Consider the following 18,795-nt stretch of genomic DNA (forward strand, 5'->3'; position numbering starts at 1 on the left):
CCACCTTGCAGGCCAGTTTGAGCACGCCGGGTGCACTCGCGCCCGTGTTTGCCAACGATCAAGTCAGCCTGAACCAAGCCGCCCTCTTCATCGACAAGAATGTGGGCCCGAATAAAGCCGTCACGGTCACCAACACCCTCACAGGTGCCGATGCGGGCAACTACGTGCTGGCCACACCGACCCTCAGCACCCGTGCCACCATCACTCCGGCCACCCTGAATGTGAACGGCCTTCAAGTCAGTCCGAAGGTGTTTGACGGCACGTTGACCGCCGTGGTGAGCAGCACCTTGGGCAATGTGCTGCCCAACGACCAAGTGACCTTGAGTCAAATGGCGACCTTCGCCGATCCCACGATCGGCAACGCCAAGCCGGTCAGTGTCGTCAACAGCCTGACGGGCCCAGATGCCGGCAATTACGTGCTCAGCACAGGCACACAAGTCGGGTTCGGCAACATCGTGCCGCCCAACATCGTCCTGCCCACCTCGCTGCCACCGCTACCCACCGACAGCGTGATCAGCCTTTTTGTGGCCGGTCCGAGCGGCATTGCCAGCTGGAACGGCACCACGCCCTCCGCCGCACCCGGGGTGGTGCCACCGGCACCGGCCACCGTGACCACCGATACATCCCCGGTCATCACGATGATCAAGGCCAGTCCAATCGCTCTGCCGATGCAACCACTTGCGGCGCCGAAAGCGCTGCCGGAGACCGCGATCGAACGGTCTGCCACACCCGTCCCCTCGGAGACGGAGGCCAAGCCCGTGCTCCCTGCACCACCGCGCAAAGCTGCCGCCACCGTCGTGATGCCCTCCGTCGAAACGGCACCAGAATTGCCCCCGACCCCACTGGATCCAACCACCAAGGCGGAGGCCCCGGTCTTGGATGCTGCCGCCCAAGAAACCGAGCGCAAAATGCGCACCGAAAAACAGGCTCACGTCGTTGCCAAACATGCCGCAGAAAACACGAGCGTGAGCAATGCGACGGCGGCCATGAACAAGGTGCCGATGGGCGGCTCCAAAGGCGATTGGGAATTTTTGCGGCCTTGGAATGCCCGTCGTCGTCGCGCCAAAGAAGAGAAGGAACGGGCGGCCAAGGCCGCCAAAGCGCAACGCTGAGCCCGAGGAATCCGAGGAAATTTGATGTCACTGTCCCGTTATCGCCAGCACCTTCTTCTCGCTTGGGCCGTTTTGCCAACGCTGGCTCTGGCGGCCCCGGCCACCGTCGGCACGGATGCCGGGAGCTTGCTGCGCGATGGCCTCCAAACCACGCCAGCCCCATCGCCCAAGGGGCACGTGCTGCCCAACGTCCCCACGGAACCCCAGGTCGTTCCGGTGCAAGACACGGTCAAAGTCCACGTCAAGTCGGTGCGCTTTCACGGCGTGCGTGCTTTTCCCGAGTCCGTCTTGCTGAGTTTGCTGGCCGATGCCCAAGGCAAGGATCTGGATTTCAAACAGCTGCAAGAACTCAGCGAGCGCATCACCACCTACTACCGTGCTCAAGGCTACCTGCTGGCCCACGCCTACCTGCCCGCCCAGAAGATTGCTGACGGTGCCATCGAGATCGCGGTGACTGAGGGTCGGTTGGGCCAACTGACCCTCCATGCATCCACCCCAGCGCACACAGAACCAGCCAAGGCGTATGTGGCCGATCTGCGTCTGGGTGAAGCCCTACAAAGTGCACCCTTGGAACGTGATTTGCTGCTGCTGAGCGATCTGCCCGGCGTGAGCGTGCAGCCCACACTCCACCCCGGCGAAACCGTGGGCACCAGCAACTTGGACATCCAGGTCAAAAGCAACCGCGCCATCAACGGCAGCGCCACGCTGGATAACCATGGCAACCACTACACGGGAGAGGCCCGCGCCAGTGGACACCTCAACGTCGCCAACCCGTTTCGCTTTGGCGACAGCTTGGATCTGAGCGCGACATACGCTGGATCGAGCTTTCGATATGGCCGACTGGCCTGGCAAACACCGATCGGTGGGCAAGGCCTGCAAGTGGGGGTGGCGGGCTCAGTGATGGGTTACGCCTTGGGCCAAGAATTCGCCAACCTGAATGCCTCTGGGCATGCCAACGACCTGACTTTTTACGCCTTGCATTCACTGGTACGCAGTCAAACACTCAACGTACAAACCCAAGCCGCGCTGGACCTGAAACATTTCGACGACGCCCTCAACGGCAGCAGCTACACCAAACGCGTTCAAGTGCTCTCCTTGGGCCTGTCAGGCAGCAGCCCCACGCCTTGGGGCGCAAGCACTCAAGGCACCGTCACCCTGACCATCGGTCAATTGGTGCTCGATACCACCAACACGAGTCTTGATCCCAGCGGCGGCTACACCAAAATCGGCTTTCAGGGCGAGTATCAGCAGCCCCTGGGCCGCAACCCCGCTGCGACACGAACCACGCTGGCCCTCAAAGTCAGCGGCCAAGGGGCCGGCAAGAACCTCGACTCCTCCGAAAAAATCGCTTTGGGCGGACCGCAAGGCGTTCGGGCCTACGCAACCGGCGAAGGCTCCGTGGATGACGCCCTCTTGGCCAGCGCCGAACTGCGATATCGCTGGGGTGCGCAAAACCAAGCCCACGGGAAATGGTTCATCGATGCCGCCAAGGGCATCCCCGTCCACATTCCGTTGGCCAACGACAGCGCACACATCCGCAATCTGGCCGGCACCGGTTTCGGCTTGGATCTCAGGATGCCTTATGACGTGCTCCTGCAAACCAGCGTGGCATGGCGCATGGTCGGCATGCCCAGCGCCAACCTTGATCGCAGTCCCCGCCTGTGGGTGCTGCTCACCAAAGGCTTTTGAGCCTTTCAAGCACTGGGTGACATGGGCGGCAACGCCAAAGCCAGATCGGCTTTGGCCCGATGAATGCTGAAAAAACTGCGCACGTTGCGCACATTGGTGTCGTTGCTGAACAGCCGTTGGGTCAGCGCTTGGTAGGCCGCCATGTCGAGCACTTGGATGATCAGGATGAAATCCGGTCCCCCTTGGGTGCGATAGCACTGCTGCACCCCTGGGTCAGCCACAGCCCGAAGCTCAAAAGCCTGCAAGCGCTCTGCGGATTGGTGATCAAGCGTGATTTCCACGATCGCGGTCAGCCCCACGCCCAGCGCTTCGGCAGAAAGCACCGCCACGGTGCGCTCAATCACACCGGTTTCGGTCAAGCGCCTGACTCGACGCAGAGCGGTGGCAGGAGAAGCCGCCACATCATCGGCCAAGGCTTGATTGGAACGCCCAGCATCGCGTTGTAATTCCGCCAACAAACGCAGATCTAATTCGTCCAACGAATTGGCAATGCTCGAATTTGCTTTCATTTTGCAATTTTATTGCATCATTCATCATATGTAGTTGTTTATTGCAAAATTGACTCAATAAACATCATTCATTGCACACAAAACTCCCTAGGATCAAGCCACTTAAGCCATTTACGGAGTTCTCATCATGTGCGGCATCGTCGGTGCAGTCAGCCAACGCAACATCGTCCCCATCCTTCTTCAAGGTCTGCAACGGCTTGAATACCGGGGTTACGACTCCTGCGGTGTGGCCGTTCATCAAGGCGGGGAACTCAAACGCGCCCGTAGCACCGCTCGGGTGACCGAACTTGACGCTCAAGTCCATCAAGACGGCATCGAAGGCTTCATCGGCATTGCCCACACCCGCTGGGCCACCCACGGCGCACCCGCCGTGCATAACGCCCACCCGCATTTCTCGCACGGTGTCGGCGCTGATGCCCAAAGCAGCAAAGCTGGCCGGATTGCCTTGGTGCACAACGGCATCATCGAGAACCACGATGAACTGCGCGCCGAACTCCAAGCGCGCGGCTACGTGTTCAACAGCCAGACCGACACCGAGGTGATCGCGCACTTGGTGGACTCGCTTTACCAGCACGACCTGTTCGAGGCGGTCCTGCAAGCCATCCAACGTCTCAAAGGGGCCTATGCCATTGCCGTGTTCTGCCGCGAAGAGCCGCAGCGCGTCATCGGTGCCCGTGCCGGCTCACCCTTGGTGCTGGGCGTGGGTCAAGGGGAAAACTTCCTCGCCTCCGACGCCATGGCGCTGGCCGGCGTGACCGATCAGATCGTCTATCTCGATGAAGGCGACGTGGTCGATTTGCAGCAAGGCAAATACTGGATCTCCGGCCGCAAGACCGAAGGTGGTTTTGCGCGCGTTGAACGCCCGGTCAAGACCGTGCACGCCCACAGCGGCGCCGCCGAACTCGGTCCCTACCGGCACTACATGCAAAAGGAGATCTTCGAGCAACCGCGCGCCATCGGCGACACGCTCGAAGGCATCGCCGGCATCACGCCCGACCTGTTTGGCGATGACGCCTACCGCGTCTTCCAGTCGATCGACAAGGTGTTGATCTTGGCCTGTGGCACCAGCTACTACTCGGGCTGCACCGCCAAGTACTGGCTAGAAAGCATCGCCAAGATGCCAACGCAAGTTGAGATCGCCAGCGAGTACCGTTACCGCGACAGCGTGCCTGACCCAAAAACGCTCATCGTCACCATCAGCCAAAGCGGTGAAACCGCCGACACACTGGCCGCCCTGAAGCACGCCCGCAGCCTTGGGATGGCGCAAACGCTGACGATCTGCAATGTCTCGACCAGCGCCATGGTGCGTGAATGCAAGCTGGCCTACATCACCCGCGCGGGGGTCGAGATCGGCGTGGCCTCCACCAAAGCTTTCACCTCTCAACTGGCCGGCTTGTTCCTGCTGACCCTGGCCTTGGCGCAAAGTCGCGGGCTGCTGAGTGAGGCCGAGGAGGCCGAACATCTGAAGGCCATGCGCCATCTGCCCGTGGCCCTGCAAGCAGTGTTGGCCTTAGAGCCGCAAGTGATCGCTTGGGCGGAAGAATTCGCCAGCAAGGAAAACGCGCTGTTCTTGGGCCGAGGCCTGCACTACCCGATTGCCCTTGAGGGCGCCCTGAAGCTCAAGGAAATCAGCTATATCCACGCCGAGGCTTACCCTGCGGGCGAACTCAAGCACGGTCCCTTGGCGTTGGTCACGGCGCAAATGCCGGTGGTCACCATTGCCCCCAACGACGCCTTGCTTGAAAAGCTCAAGAGCAACTTGCAAGAGGTTCGGGCCCGAGGGGGCGAGCTCTACGTGTTCGCTGACGGCGACACCAAGATCGAGAGTGGCCCCGGCTTACATGTCATCCGCATGCCCGAACACTACGGCCCCTTGAGTCCGATCCTGCACGTCGTGCCCTTGCAACTGCTGGCGTATCACACCGCTTGCGCGCGCGGCACCGATGTGGATAAACCGCGCAATTTGGCCAAGAGCGTGACCGTGGAGTGAGTTCAAAGGCCAAAGAACCCACGAATCAGGGTTTTCCATGCATCAAATACCGCCTCTGTTACAACACTTCCCCAAAGTGAGCGGCAGAGACCTTGCTGAGTCATTCATAATGACACCCGCGTGTTTGGAAATGCAGTGCCTTCTCTTTTCTGCGGAATGAGTTCTGGCTTTAGCACCTCCACATGGTCAGTAGTTAGTTTTGGGAACGTGAGAAAGGCGCTCTCTCCATGGGAAATAAGCTTTACGTGGGCAATTTGGCCTACAGCGTGCGTGATGAAGATCTGAACCAAGCCTTCTCGGCTTATGGTGCAGTCAGCTCCGCCAAGGTGATGATGGATCGGGAAACCGGCCGTTCGAAGGGCTTCGGCTTCGTCGAAATGGCTTCGGATCCGGAAGCACAGGCCGCGATCAACGGTCTGAATGGTCAGGCCATTGGTGGTCGTGCCGTGGTTGTGAACGAGGCTCGTCCTCGTGAAGAGCGCCCGAGCGGTTTCCGTAGTCCCTACGGCGGTCCCCGTCGTGAAGGCGGCGGTGGTGGTGGCGGCTTCGGCGGTGGCGGCGGTCGCGAAGGCGGCGGCGGCGGCGGCTTCGGCGGCGGCGGCGGTCGTGGCGGCAACTTCGGTGGCGGTGGCGGCGGCGGCGGCAACGGCGGCGGTTTCCGTAGCCCCTACGGCGGCGGCGGCAACGGCGGCGGTCGTCGTGGCGGCGGTGACCAAGGCGGTTACTGATCTTCCGGTCCGTGAATGAGCCGCAAGGCTCATCCATGGACACGATCAGGGCATCTGTACCGAAAGGTTCAGGTGCCTTTTTTCTTTCAGGACGAGGTCTTGCGCGGTTTGCGTTGTCGCCGTCCCATCACGCGATCCAACAACACTGCGGGTGCCCAGCGTAACAATCGCACCACCCAAGCCATGGGCCATGGAATCACCCTATACGCCCGACCCGCAGCGATCGCCCGGAGCGCTTGCTCAGCAAACTTATCCACAGGCATCAAAAAAGGCATCGGGTACGGATTACCGCGCGTCATGGGTGTCTCGATGAAACCTGGCAGCAAGGTCACAACACGCACCTTGTGAGGAGCAAGCTCCATGCGCAGGCTCTCGCAATAGCTGATCACACCCGCTTTGCTGGCACAGTAACCCCCATGCCCAGGCAAACCACGAATACCCGCAACGCTGGCGACACCGACCAACGTGCCCGATTGCCGGACACGCATCGGCGCAAGAAACGGGTGGAACGTCGCCGCGAGACCGAGCAGGTTTGTTTGCAGTAAGTCCTCAAACACGTCCAGATCAGCGCGCTCAGCGGTATCGATGCCATGGCTGATGCCCGCACACGCCACCACAATTTCCGGCACACCCCACGTGTTTAAACAGGACTCGGCAGCAGCGATGATGCTTTGACGATCGCTGACATCGGCGGCATAGATCCGGACACGCTCTGCGGCGATACCGGCTTGCTCTACCCAGATCTGAACCGACTCAACCCGCCTCGCGACCAACGCCAAACGCCAACCTTGCCGGGCATAGGCCAGCGCCAAAGCCTGACCGATGCCGCTGGACGCACCTGTCAGAAAAACCAAGGGCGCAACGCCCTCAGGGATTGCTGTCATGGTTGCAATTCGCCTTGCACCCCGCCCTGCATTTCCAGCAAGCCCAAAGCGTGGTCGTAACTCATGCCCTGGGCTTTGAAGGCCCCGCGTGGGGTATGCAAGGTCACCGGGCTGTCCGCGTGGATGCGTTCTCGGCGAGCATCAATCTGCATGTTGGAGCCGGTGAATTCGAGGGAGGGCACCCCGTCCGCACCAGCAACCGACGTCACGCTTTCACGCACAACACGGGCCTCGCCAAAAAGCTGCACGGTTTGACCGTCATCGCCAGCAACAGCCCGCACCGACATCACCCGGGTACGCTGACCCTCGGGATCGAGCCAGCGAAGACGCAGCCCGTCGATCTCAAGCGACGCCGTATCCGCATAGTGCTGAAGTCGCTGGCCTTCGATCAGCCCATGCGTCGCCGTGGCCTGTTGCGCACTGCTGCTACGCCAAATCGAGAAGCCACGCATCTCGTAATCCGCCTCATGACGCACAGGCTTGGGCTGCACGGCCGGCGCCACCCCTGTGGTACTTTTCATCAGCCACCACGTCAATCCCGCCAAGCCACCCATGATCAAGACGGGCAGATACAGCGCCAAAGCCCCACGCATGCGATCTGAGAAGCTGAGCGTGGTCTGAGGCGGCACAGAAGGCGCCGCTGAGTTGCCCAAGGGGGGCAACAACACGCCGTCATGATCTTGGTCGCTCATAGCGAGCCAAGGGGTGCCGGAGCCGTCGGAGCGGCCAAATCCAGCGTGGCCTGATGCCCCGCTAAAAGATCAGCGTAGCGCCCGATGGCCACCAAAAGCAGATCAGCGAACTCCCGGGCCGCACCATAACCGCCCGGAACAGTCGTGACGTGATGCGCTGCGGCACGAACCTCGGCATGAGCATTGAGCGGAGCACAAGCCAGCGCAGCCCGGACCATCAACGGCAGATCAGGCCAATCGTCCCCAATGACCGCGATATGGGACCAGTCCAGATGCAAGGCCCGACGCTGCTGCTCAGCGGCAGCCAACTTGTCGTGCACCCCAAAAACAGCATGCCCGATGCGTAAGTCGGCACAACGTCGCCGCACAGCCGGTGAATCCCGTCCGGTAATGATGATCGGCACGATACCCGCTTGAGCCAAAAGCTTGAGCCCATGACCGTCCAGCGTGTTGAAGGCTTTGACCTCCTCGCCCTGGGTACCGATGTAGATGCGGCCATCCGTGAGACAACCATCGACATCGAAAATTGCGGCCTTCACATCTTGAGCCCGCAACAAAAGCTCGGGGTCGAACGATAACGTTGGCAACACGGTACGAGGCGGCGGAGAAGGACTCAATCGGTCGAACAACATCAAATCACCTTGGCTCGCATGAGATCGTTGGAATTGAGGGCACCAACCAAGACGCCCTCGACATCGGTCACCAGCAAGGTGGTGATGCGGGCTGACTCCATCAGGCCGGCAGCATCCACCGCCAACGCCTCGGCCCGAATGGTGCGCGGCATGGCATGCATGGCCAGACCAGCTGTCAAGGTGCGAAGGTCATGACCCCGTTCCACCGAACGGCGCAAATCACCGTCGGTATAGATGCCGATCAGTTTCCCAACCTCGTCCACCACCGCTGTAGCCCCCAGCCCTTTGATGCTCATCTCGCGCATCATGTCGATGAACGGGGTGGCGGCAAAAACCTTGGGCACATCGTCGCCTTGGCGCATCACGTCTTGCACCCGCGTCAGCAAACGCCGTCCCAAGGCCCCGCCCGGATGAGACCGCGCAAAGTCATCTTCACGAAAACCCCGGGCATCCAGCAGCGCCACCGCCAAGGCGTCCCCCAAGGCAAGCTGAGCGGTGGTGCTGGCGGTGGGCGCAAGATTGAGCGGGCAGGCCTCCTTCTCCACACGGTTTGACAACACGATGTCGGCATGACGCGCCAGCATCGACTCCGGACGCCCCGTCATGGCCACCACCGTGACACCCAGACGGCGCAGCGCCGGCAAGATAGCGGCAAGCTCATCACTCTCACCCGAGTTGGAAATCGCGAGCACCACATCCCCCGGCACCACCATGCCCAGATCACCATGACTGGCCTCGGCCGGATGGACAAAAAAGGCCGGGGTGCCCGTCGAAGCCAAGGTCGCGGCGATCTTGCCGCCCACATGGCCGCTCTTGCCCATCCCCATGACGACCACGCGTCCCGAGCACGCCAAGACAGCCTCAACGGCACGGGCAAAGTCCTCGCCTTGCAAAGCGCGCAGCTGCAACAGCGCCTGCGCCTCGATATCGAGGGTCTGATGGGCCATGCGAATGGCACGTTCTGTATCGAAGGGGCGGTAAATTGTCACAGTCGTCACAGGGTTCGGAAAGAGAAAGGGAAGGCTCGTATAGGATGCACCGATTCTAGGCGTGGCGTCATTCGGTGCCCTTGGCCTGCGACTTGACCCCCGACTTGGATGTCCTCAACCCTCGATCTTGCCCTGCTCTATCTTCTGGCTGCCGTTGCCGGTGTTGTGGCCTGTCGCATGCTGCGCCTGCCCGCCATGCTGGGTTACCTGATTGTCGGCATCGTCATCGGCCCCAACGCACTGGCCTTGGCCCGCGATTCCGCCGGCATTCAATACTTGGCTGAATTTGGGGTGGTGTTTCTGATGTTTTTGATTGGGCTGGAGTTCAACCTACCCAAGCTCAAAAGCATGCGCCATCTCGTTTTCGGCCTCGGTTTGGGCCAAGTGCTGACCACCATCGGTGGTGCGGTGATCGGCAATCTGATGCTGACCGGCATCTTCATGATCATCGGCCGAACGTGGGAGCTGACATGGCAAGGTGCCGTCGGCCTCGGCGCCGCCTTGGCCATGTCGAGCACGGCCATTGTTGCCAAGCTGATGGCCGAACGACTTGAGCTGGAAAGCGAGCACGGCAGGCGCGTCATGGGTGTGCTGCTGTTCCAAGATTTGGCCGTGGTGCCCCTTTTGGTCTTGATCCCCGCCTTGGCAGAGCAAACCGGCAGCGCCTTGTGGATTGGCCTTGGCTTCGCGGTGCTCAAGGCCGCCGCCCTGCTGACTTTGCTGCTGGTGGGCGGACAGAAGGTCATGCGCTGGTGGCTGACCCTGATGGCGCGGCGCAAATCCGAAGAGCTGTTCATCCTCAACGTGTTGCTCGTGACCTTGGGCTTGGCGTGGATGACCGATAAAGCCGGACTTTCGCTGGCCTTGGGCGCCTTCGTGGCCGGCATGCTGATCGCCGAAACTGAATACAAACATCAGGTGGAAACCGATGTGCGGCCCTTTCACGATGTCTTGTTGGGCCTGTTCTTCATCACCATTGGCATGAAACTCGACTGGCGAGCCGTCGTCAATGAATGGTGGTTGGTGCTGCTCCTCAGCTGCTTACCCACCTTGGCCAAGGCCGTCACGGTCACCATGCTCGCCTTGATTTCGCGGGCGCCCCCCGGCATTTCGATTCGCACCGGCCTGTACTTGGCCCAAGCGGGTGAATTCGGCTTTGTGCTGCTCTCCCTCGGTGCGGAACACCAACTGATCGGGGCCCAGTGGATGAGTCCGGTGCTGGCATCGATGGTGCTCTCGATGGTGCTCACGCCCTTCATCATTCATTACAGCGACCGCATCGCCATGCGTCTGTCGTCCTCTGATTGGCTGATGCAATCGGTACAGCTCACCACCATCGCCAAACGCGCCATCCGCAACGAAGAGCACATCATCATCTGCGGCTATGGCCGCAGCGGCCAGAGCTTGGCTCGCATCCTTGAACAAGAACACTTTGCCTACATCGCTCTCGACCTCGATCCCGACCGCGTCCGTCAAGCGGCGGCGGCCGGCCAGAGCGTGGTGTTCGGTGACGCAGCACGCGCCCAAAGCCTCATCGCAGCCGGTCTCTCACGCGCAACGGCCGTGGTGGTCAGCTATCACGATACGGCATCAGCCTTGAAAGTCCTGCACCACGTGCACGCCCACGCGCCCAAGGTTCCGGTGCTGGTACGCACGATCGATGACACCGACCTAGAGCGCTTACGCAGCGCAGGCGCGACCGAAGTGGTTCCAGAAGCGCTGGAAGGGGCCTTGATGCTTGCCAGCCATGTTTTGGCGTTGGTGGGCGTCCCCATGCGACGCGTGATCCGCATCACCCGAGACGCCCGGGATGCCCGCTACGGTCTGCTTCGCGGTCACTTCCATGGCAACGATGACACCTCGGCCGAAGATCAGGCCCAAGTCCGGCTGCGATCGGTGATTCTTCCACCCCACGTGCACTGCCTCGGACACCCGTTGGGTGATCTGGCGTTGCACGCCATGGGCGTCTCAGTGGTCTCGATCCGCCGCTCAGACGGCCACGTGATCCAAGGCAACGATCAGCTCGTGCTCGGGAGCGGTGACGTCCTCGTCTTGGCCGGCCGACCTGAAGCCCTCACCGTGGCCGAGCGAAAGCTGCTCGAAACCTGACCATGGCTCCCGGAAGACTCAATACACCGTCATGGACGGGCCGGAAGACCCTTGGCGGTGCAAACTAGCCCGCGCGCGCGCCACCACCACGCCTCCGGCCGCTCGCATCACTTCGACCGCCAAAGCAGGTGCCCGCAACACCATTTCTTCAAAACGCGGCAAACGCAGTGCCCAAGCAACCACGGGCGTCATGGCCTCCGCATTCACCACTTGGGGTCCGTCACGAAACAAGCCTATCTCGCCCAAGACAGCGCCCGGCCGCAGCACCATCACCCGCCCCCCCGGATTGCTCACGCCGGGATACAACTGAACGGAGCCCTGCTCAAGAAAGTACACGGTGCGATCCCGGTCTCCTTCAAGGATGAGGTGATCTCCGGCGCGGAAATCCTGCGGTGAGATGTAGTTCGCCAAGGTCCGCCACTGAAAATGATCAATGCGGATCCGGAACGCATCCTCCGTGTTCAAGGACTGCACAACATGCATCAAGTTTTCGTAATTCATAGCGCTCATTCTTCCTTGCTTTTGCAAGCATATGCTACGAAACCCTTTGCATCAGCATCAAGACCCAAATCATTTGCCAATACAAAAGCGACTGAAAATCTCACCCAACAAGTCATCCGCACTGAACGTTCCAGTGATCTCGCCCAAAGCGTTGTGCGCTAAGCGGAGCTCTTCGGCCAACACATCCAAGGCGGCATCCGCCAAAGCAGCCCAATGCATCGCTCGGTCCAAGTGATGCCGAGCACGCTGCAAAGCTTGGACATGACGCGCCCGGGCAATAAACACCCCTTCGGGGGCCGCATGCCATCCAGCCAGTTCAAGCAACGTGGCTCGCAGCTGCGCCAAACCCATCCCCGTCCGTGCAGAAAGCCGCAACCCGTTGGGCAAAACCCCGTCTTCAACCGTCATCAGATCGGCTTTGTTGAAAACATGCACCAAGCGTTTGTCATGGGGAAGTCGAGCTTCAATCAACGCATTGGCCTGCCGGTAGGCTGGTTCCTGCATCCGGGTGAGATCGTGGAGAAAGAGCACCGCATCGGCCTCAGCAATCGCTTCCCAGCTACGGTCAATACCGATGCGCTCCACATCATCGCTGGCCTCGGAGGCCGCTCTCAAACCAGCGGTATCGACCACATGCACCGGTACCCCTTCGATCTGCAAGGTACTGCTGATGCGATCTCGGGTGGTGCCGGGTATCGGTGTGACGATGGCCAGTTCTGCACCCGCCAACGCATTCAACAACGAACTTTTGCCCGCATTGGGCTGCCCCGCGATGACCACACGCAAGCCCTCGCGCAACAGCGCCCCTTGACGCGCCTGATCAAGGATCAACACCAGTTGCTGATGCAGCCGATGCAAACGCCCGATGGCATCCGAGCGTTGCAGAAAGTCGATCTCCTCTTCGGGAAAATCCAAGGTGGCTTCCACCAGCATACGCAAGGCAATCAAGGCCTCACACAGCAGCTCGATCTGACGTGAAAACTCTCCGCCCAGCGAGCGCGCCGCACTGCGTGCCGCCGCCTCGGTGCTGGCATCGATCAGATCCGCCACCGCCTCGGCTTGGGCCAAGTCGATCTTGTCATTCAGAAAGGCTCGCTCGGTAAATTCCCCCGGAGCGGCCAATCGCAACCCGGACAACCACGGTGAACCGTCAGGCTGCGGCGCCTGCGCCAAGGCGACGCAACGCGCCATCAGCAATTGCAGAACGATGGGACCGCCGTGGGCCTGTAGCTCCAGCACATCCTCACCGGTGTAGCTATGGGGAGCGGGAAAGAACAGCGCCAACCCCTGATCGATGGGACGTCCATGCTCATCGGGAAAAGGGCCGTAAACCGCTTGACGGGGGGGAGGCATGCGCCCCAACAAGGCTTGAACCAGCGGCGCTAGGTGGCGCCCTGACAAGCGCACAATGCCCACAGCACCCCGACCTGGGGCCGTTGCCGTGGCAATGATGGGATCGTGATGTCGGGACAGCATGGGCGGGCATTGTGCATGTCGCAGCGCCTGCATGGACCCATGCCTTGAAAGAATTCGTGCGGGGGGAGAGCTTCCGTGGTGTTCGGCGTTCCACCTCCCGAGCCGAAGACATGGCCGATCAGCGCAAACACGCTGTCTTCGTCTGCTCGGCTATGTCCTCGGGTCTGCCCCGCGAACGCGATGGTGGGGCTCACCCCTCCAAGGCGCAACCGGTCAGACCCGCAGGTCGCGACAAGATGCGACAAAAACCACGGGCCAAATCCACACCTGAGACGCCTGATACAGATCTGCAAAGACCCATAAGATTGGATGAAGACCCGCGCGACTCAATGTTTGATGCCAAGCTGCCGGTTGATCAGCCACTGCTGCAAGATCGACAGCAGATTGTTCGTCACCCAGTACAGCACCAAGCCAGCGGGGAAGAAGAAGAACATCACGCTGAACACCAACGGCATGGCCCACATCATCTTGGCTTGGACCGGATCCGGCGGCGTTGGGTTGAGCCAAGTTTGCAGCAGGGTTGAGGCGGTCATGACCAGCGGCAACACGTAGAACGGATCCTTGGCTGACAAGTCGGTCACCCAGAAGATCCAAGGCGCATTGCGCATTTCCACCGCTGAGAGCAGCACCCAGTAAAGCGCAATGAAGACCGGCATCTGCACCACGATCGGCAGGCAGCCGCCCAAGGGATTGACCTTCTCTTCACGGTAAATGCGCATCATCTCTTGCTGCATTTCCTGCGGCTTGTCCTTGAGACGCTCACGCAGCTCGGTGATGCGCGGGTTGACCGCCTTCATCTTGCCCATGGAGCGATAGGCACTGGCGTTGAGCCCGTAGAACGCCGCTTTGAGCATCACCACCAAGGCCACAATCGCCCAGCCCCAGTTACCGATCAAGCCGTGCAGCTTATCGAGCAACCAGAACAACGGCTTGGCCAAAATGGCCAGCCAGCCATAGTCCTTGACCAGATCCAGCCCAGGGGCCAAGGCGGCGAGCTTGTACTCTTCCTGCGGCCCGGCGTAGAGCTGTGCCGGCACCACGTACGTGGTGCCCGGCGCAATGCTTGGCAAGCTGAGCAACATCGACACCGAGTACAGATTGCTGCCTTCGGTGCGGGTACGGAACTCACGCGGCAGCTTGTCGGCCACCAACCAAGCGCTGGCAAAGTAATGCTGCACCATGGCGATCCAGCCGTTATCCGCCTTGGCAGCATGTGATGCCTTGCCTTTTTGGATATCGCTGAAATCAACCTTTTGATACTTGGCTTCATCGGTGTAGACCGCTGGCCCCGTGAACGCGGAAGGAGCGCCAAACATGCTGCCCTTTGACGCCAATTCACCATGGCGCACCAGCTGCAAATAGAGTTGCGGCGCCAACGGGGTCGAACCAGCGTTGATCACCTCATGGCGCACTTGGACGTTGTAATCACCTCGGTGGAAAACGTAGCTCTTGCGCAGACGCACCCCACCCGCTTCGGGCGACTCAAACACCACAGTCAGTTCGTTTTGACCGTCCTGAAGCTTCAGCGGACCGGGTTGCAAGGTCATCACCGTCTGGTGATTCGGCAAGGCCGGATCGGTACTCAAGGCCGCCAACAAACCACTATCAGCTTGGTAAACCTGAGCCGTCTTGCGCGAGAACAAGCGAACATTCTTGGCAGCATCGCTTGGCGCAGCGTCCGGGCCGTCCTCTTGGTGCCTGAGCAAATCGAGTTCAACCAAGCTCGCACCGCGCGTATCCAGCGTGGCGCTCACCACATCGGTGGAAACATGCACCACCTCGCTGGCGACCACGGTGGGCGCGGAAGCCGCAGCAGCAGCAGCTGTCGCTGCGGCCACACCTGCGCCAGATTGAGCCCCTTGATCACCCGCTCCCCCTTTGGCCGCACCCGCCGTACCCACAGCTGGCGGCGGTGAAAAGATCGAGGGACGGCCATTGGATTTGTTCCAGCCATCCCACAACATCACCAATGACAAGGTGAAAAGGCCCCAGATCAGGGCACGGCGCAGATCGCTCATTTCGAGGTCTTTCGAAGCAAATCGGTGAAAAGACGGGGCGGCTCGTGCGGCACAGGATCAAGCCCACCCACGCACCACGGGTGGCAACGCAACAAGCGCCCGGCGCTCAAACGAGCACCCGTGATGCCGCCATGCAGAGTCAACGCCTCAAGCGCATAGCGAGAACAGCTGGGTTCAAAGCGGCAGGAAGAGCCGAGCCACGGGCTCAGGATCAGGCGATAGGCTCGCACCAAGCTCAGCAACATGGATCGAAGCATCCCGTCCAACAAGCTCATCATGGTGCCGACAAAACCGTTGACGGTTGTTGAAAAGCCGGCTGCGCATGAGCCTGCGCCGCATGACGTGTGGAGCGGCATCGGCGCAGAACGTCTCCAAGGAGCGTCGCCACTTCAGCCTTCACCGCGATGCGCAACGACTCAGAAGACGCACTGACAAAGGCTTGACGATCCACCGGCGCACGGAGTCGGACCACCCAGATGCCCGGCAACAACTCACAGCGGTGTTGTGCCATCGCCGCACGGATTTGACGCCGCAGCAACACACGCGTCACCGCACGACGGGCGTGGCGTTTGGGCACCACCATACCCAGCTTTTGCACACCAAGAGACTCAAGCGAAGAGTCTGTTGGTAATTCTGTGGATAACTTTGTGGACAACGCTGTATGAGCCGGCGACGTCAACACGGTTTGATGATTTTCCACAGGCACGTAATGCACAAAGAAATGCGGACTCCGCGCCCATGGCCGTGTTGCCATGGCCGCGCTGAAAGACTCCGCACCGCACAACGCTGTCAGCACCGCAGCCCCGGCATCCATGCATGCGAGAGGCCGTCAAGCTGACCGAAGATCATCAGACGCCGAGACGCTTACGACCCTTGGCGCGGCGTGCATTCAGCACGTGACGGCCACCACGGGTCTTCATGCGAACCAGAAAACCATGCGTGCGAGCGCGACGAATCTTGGAGGGCTGATAAGTACGTTTCATTTCAAGTCCTTGGTTGCGCCCGACATCGCGAACTCAGGGCGCTGCAGGCTGTGTGTCAAGTTAAGGATGGACGAAGACGCCACTTTCCCTAACAATTCGAAAAACCGTCGATTACAGCAAATTTCGTCAAGTTGGTCAATGGCTTCAAGCATGTATCGTCGGCAACACGGCGCCAGAGCCCGCGTCTTAGCGGTTGCGCAAAAACTGTGGATAACCGTGCACTTTTTTCGCGCAATCTCATTACAATCGCGCCCCTCCTCGCAAGTTGTCCACAATCTCCGCCATGCGTATCGACCTGTGGCAACTCGGCTGTGAACGCCTCGCCGCCGAATTGCCCGAACAGCAATTCAACACTTGGATTCGCCCCCTGCCTCCCGCTGAAATCAGCGAGACAGCGGACGAATGCAAGGTTGGCCTGCGGGTGCCCAATCGCTTCAAGCTGGATTGGATCCGCAGCCAGTACAGCGCACGCATCGAGACCCTGCTCAGCGAGTTGGCAGGGCGGCCGGTGCGGCTTGAGCTGTCGATCCTGCCACGCGATATCCAAGGGCCGCAGACGCGAGCTCCCGCCCCATCAGCGCCCCCCCCGGCACCACGCCACACCCCGCCACTGACAGCGGCCGCGCCGATGGCCCCCACGCTCGTCGTGCCGGACAACCCACCGCCCTCGCTCAAACCTGCGATGGCGGTCGCGCCTGCGCCGACGGCGGTCGTCACGCCACGCAGCAGCCCCAACCCAACCGCTGTGGCCGGCCGGGGCAAGCTCAACCCAAGCCTGACCTTCGACACCTTGGTGGCTGGGCGCGCCAATCAAATGGCGCGCACTGCGTCGCTGCACGTGGTGGGGGCGCCCAGCCACATGTACAACCCGCTGTTCATTTACGGCGGCGTCGGCTTGGGCAAAACACACTTGATCCACGCGGTCGGCAACGCTTTGCTGCGCGCCAACCCGGACGCCAAAGTGCTGTACCTGCACGCCGAGCAGTTCATCTCCGACGTGGTGCGCAACTACCAGCGCAAAACCTTTGATGAACTCAAGGCCAAGTACCACTCGCTGGATTTGCTCTTGATCGATGACGTGCAGTTCTTCGCTGGCAAGGACCGCACCCAAGAAGAGTTCTTCAACACCTTCGAAGCACTGCTGGCCAAGAAGGCCCACATCATCATGACCAGCGACACCTACCCCAAGGGGTTGGTGGACATCGACGAGCGCTTGACCAGCCGTTTCGATGCCGGCTTGACGGTGGCCATTGAGCCGCCTGAGCTGGAGATGCGCGTGGCCATCTTGATGAAAAAAACCGACGCCGAGGGCAGCCGCATGCCTGAAGACGTGGCCTTTTTCATCGCCAAGAACGTGCGCGCCAATGTGCGTGAGCTCGAAGGGGCGCTGCGCAAGGTGCTGGCGTACTCGCGCTTCTCGCACAAGGACATCAACATCGCGTTGGCCAGAGAGGCGCTCAAAGACTTGCTCTCGATCCAGAACCGGCAGATCTCGGTGGAAAACATCCAAAAAACCGTGGCCGATTTCTACAAGATCAAGATCGCTGACATGTACTCCAAGAAGCGTCCGGCCAGCATTGCACGGCCGCGCCAGATCGCGATGTACTTGGCCAAAGAAATGACCCAGAAAAGCTTGCCGGAGATTGGCGAACTCTTCGGTGGGCGCGACCACACCACCGTGTTGCACGCTGTGCGCAAGATTGGCGCTGAGCGCCAAAAAAGCACTGAACTCAACCAGCAATTGCACGTGCTGGAACAAACTCTCAAGGGCTAGGAAAGCGCCGCAGCGCTTGCGGGAAAATGCCGCTCCACCGCCCCTCACTGAATCACCGAAGAGACCTTGACATGATTGTGTTGAAAGCCGCGCAGGAAAACATCGTTGCCACCTTGCAGGCCGTGGCCGGTATCGTCGAAAGACGTCAGACCTTGCCGATCTTGGCCAATGTGCTTTTGCGCAAGGACGGCGGCCGGATCGAATGCATCACCAGCGACCTTGAAATCCAGATCCGCACCAGCGCCGAGCTTGGCGGTGACAGCGGCAGCTTCAGCACCACCATCGGTGCGCGCAAGTTGATCGACATCCTGCGCACCCTGCCCGCCGATCAAGTGGTGTCGCTCAGCGCCGCCCAAAGCAAGGTCACGCTCCAAGGCGGCAAGAGCCGCTTCACGCTTCAAACCCTGCCGGCTGAAGACTTCCCGCTGGTGCAAGAAGCCGCCGACTTCGGCCCCGCTTTCAGCGTGCCGCAAAAGACCCTCAAGGGCCTGATCGATCAAGTGCACTTCGCCATGGCCGTGCACGACATCCGCTACTACCTGAACGGCATCTTGTTCGTCGCTGAGGGCAAGACCCTGACGCTGGTGGCCACCGACGGGCACCGCTTGGCCTTGGCCCAAGCCACCTTGGCCATCGAAATGCCACGCCAAGAAGTGATCCTGCCGCGCAAGACCGTGCTGGAGCTGCAACGCTTGCTCAAGGACGACAA

18 protein-coding genes are annotated in these 18,795 nt (G+C 60.7%); 7 read left to right on the forward strand and 11 right to left on the reverse strand.

The genetic code is table 11. From position 1 onward, the window contains the following. Positions 1-1,112, forward strand: a 1,112-nt coding sequence (locus tag AB3X39_RS11405; protein WP_369417504.1) for a YDG domain-containing protein, incomplete at its 5' end; no start/stop codon positions are given. Positions 1,113-1,136: 24 nt separating this feature from the next. Continuing rightward, positions 1,137-2,801: a ShlB/FhaC/HecB family hemolysin secretion/activation protein gene (locus AB3X39_RS11410; RefSeq protein ID WP_369417505.1), complete on the forward strand. Its 1,665-nt coding sequence runs from the start codon at positions 1,137-1,139 to the stop codon at positions 2,799-2,801. Between the two features lie 5 nt (positions 2,802-2,806). On the opposite strand, the gene AB3X39_RS11415 is transcribed toward AB3X39_RS11410, so the two are convergent. Next, positions 2,807-3,310: an Lrp/AsnC family transcriptional regulator gene (locus AB3X39_RS11415; RefSeq protein WP_369417506.1), complete on the reverse strand. Its 504-nt coding sequence runs from the start codon at positions 3,308-3,310 to the stop codon at positions 2,807-2,809. Between the two features lie 127 nt (positions 3,311-3,437). Here AB3X39_RS11415 and glmS point away from each other — a divergent pair, with 127 nt between their 5' ends. Further along, on the forward strand, positions 3,438-5,300 hold the full coding sequence (gene glmS, locus AB3X39_RS11420) for a glutamine--fructose-6-phosphate transaminase (isomerizing) (protein WP_369417507.1): 1,863 nt from the start codon (positions 3,438-3,440) through the stop codon (positions 5,298-5,300). A 227-nt stretch (positions 5,301-5,527) separates the two neighbouring features. Beyond that, positions 5,528-6,028 (forward strand): RNA recognition motif domain-containing protein, encoded by a 501-nt coding sequence (locus AB3X39_RS11425; RefSeq protein ID WP_369417508.1) that lies wholly within the window; start codon positions 5,528-5,530, stop codon positions 6,026-6,028. An 86-nt stretch (positions 6,029-6,114) separates the two neighbouring features. On the opposite strand, the gene AB3X39_RS11430 is transcribed toward AB3X39_RS11425, so the two are convergent. Genes AB3X39_RS11430 through AB3X39_RS11445 form a run of 4 tightly spaced genes read right to left on the reverse strand, consistent with a single transcriptional unit; the run spans position 6,115 to position 9,183 of the window. Beyond that, positions 6,115-6,912, reverse strand: a complete 798-nt coding sequence (locus AB3X39_RS11430) for an SDR family oxidoreductase (protein WP_369417509.1) — start codon at positions 6,910-6,912, stop codon at positions 6,115-6,117. Continuing rightward, entirely contained in the window at positions 6,909-7,604 is a 696-nt protein-coding gene (gene lptC, locus AB3X39_RS11435; RefSeq protein WP_369417510.1) for an LPS export ABC transporter periplasmic protein LptC, read from the reverse strand. Before lptC ends, AB3X39_RS11430 begins: the two co-directional genes overlap by 4 nt. Then, on the reverse strand, positions 7,601-8,236 hold the full coding sequence (locus AB3X39_RS11440; protein WP_369417511.1) for a KdsC family phosphatase: 636 nt from the start codon (positions 8,234-8,236) through the stop codon (positions 7,601-7,603). Before AB3X39_RS11440 ends, lptC begins: the two co-directional genes overlap by 4 nt. Then, positions 8,236-9,183, reverse strand: a complete 948-nt coding sequence (locus tag AB3X39_RS11445; protein ID WP_369417525.1) for a KpsF/GutQ family sugar-phosphate isomerase — start codon at positions 9,181-9,183, stop codon at positions 8,236-8,238. Before AB3X39_RS11445 ends, AB3X39_RS11440 begins: the two co-directional genes overlap by 1 nt. Before the next feature lie 150 nt (positions 9,184-9,333). Here AB3X39_RS11445 and AB3X39_RS11450 point away from each other — a divergent pair, with 150 nt between their 5' ends. Beyond that, entirely contained in the window at positions 9,334-11,334 is a 2,001-nt protein-coding gene (locus AB3X39_RS11450; RefSeq protein WP_369417512.1) for a monovalent cation:proton antiporter family protein, read from the forward strand. 18 nt (positions 11,335-11,352) lie between these two features. On the opposite strand, the gene AB3X39_RS11455 is transcribed toward AB3X39_RS11450, so the two are convergent. From AB3X39_RS11455 to rpmH, 6 genes are all read right to left on the reverse strand, one after another. Further along, positions 11,353-11,835 carry a cyclic nucleotide-binding domain-containing protein gene (locus AB3X39_RS11455; RefSeq protein WP_369417513.1) on the reverse strand — a complete coding sequence of 161 codons (483 nt, stop codon included), beginning with the start codon at positions 11,833-11,835 and terminating at the stop codon, positions 11,353-11,355. A gap of 69 nt (positions 11,836-11,904) precedes the next feature. Next, positions 11,905-13,311: a tRNA uridine-5-carboxymethylaminomethyl(34) synthesis GTPase MnmE gene (gene mnmE, locus AB3X39_RS11460; protein ID WP_369417514.1), complete on the reverse strand. Its 1,407-nt coding sequence runs from the start codon at positions 13,309-13,311 to the stop codon at positions 11,905-11,907. A gap of 326 nt (positions 13,312-13,637) precedes the next feature. Next, on the reverse strand, positions 13,638-15,329 hold the full coding sequence (gene yidC, locus AB3X39_RS11465) for a membrane protein insertase YidC (RefSeq protein WP_369417515.1): 1,692 nt from the start codon (positions 15,327-15,329) through the stop codon (positions 13,638-13,640). Continuing rightward, positions 15,326-15,586 carry a membrane protein insertion efficiency factor YidD gene (gene yidD / locus AB3X39_RS11470; protein ID WP_369417516.1) on the reverse strand — a complete coding sequence of 87 codons (261 nt, stop codon included), beginning with the start codon at positions 15,584-15,586 and terminating at the stop codon, positions 15,326-15,328. Before yidD ends, yidC begins: the two co-directional genes overlap by 4 nt. Before the next feature lie 17 nt (positions 15,587-15,603). After that, the gene (locus AB3X39_RS11475; protein WP_369417517.1) at positions 15,604-16,143 is read right to left on the reverse strand and encodes a ribonuclease P protein component; all 540 of its coding nucleotides are present in this window, start codon (positions 16,141-16,143) and stop codon (positions 15,604-15,606) included. 34 nt (positions 16,144-16,177) lie between these two features. Next, positions 16,178-16,312, reverse strand: coding sequence for a 50S ribosomal protein L34 (rpmH, locus tag AB3X39_RS11480; RefSeq protein ID WP_369417518.1), 135 nt, complete (start codon positions 16,310-16,312; stop codon positions 16,178-16,180). A 283-nt stretch (positions 16,313-16,595) separates the two neighbouring features. On the opposite strand from rpmH, the gene dnaA reads away from it, so the two are divergent. Both dnaA and dnaN read left to right on the forward strand, forming a co-directional pair. Continuing rightward, a complete protein-coding gene (gene dnaA / locus AB3X39_RS11485; RefSeq protein ID WP_369417519.1) occupies positions 16,596-18,086 on the forward strand; it encodes a chromosomal replication initiator protein DnaA in 1,491 nt (496 codons plus the stop codon). Between the two features lie 71 nt (positions 18,087-18,157). Further along, the coding region (gene dnaN, locus AB3X39_RS11490) for a DNA polymerase III subunit beta (protein WP_369417520.1) at positions 18,158-18,795 on the forward strand (638 nt) is incomplete at its 3' end.

This window comes from Leptothrix ochracea (assembly GCF_041083635.1).
Lineage (GTDB): Bacteria > Pseudomonadota > Gammaproteobacteria > Burkholderiales > Burkholderiaceae_C > Sphaerotilus > Sphaerotilus ochraceus.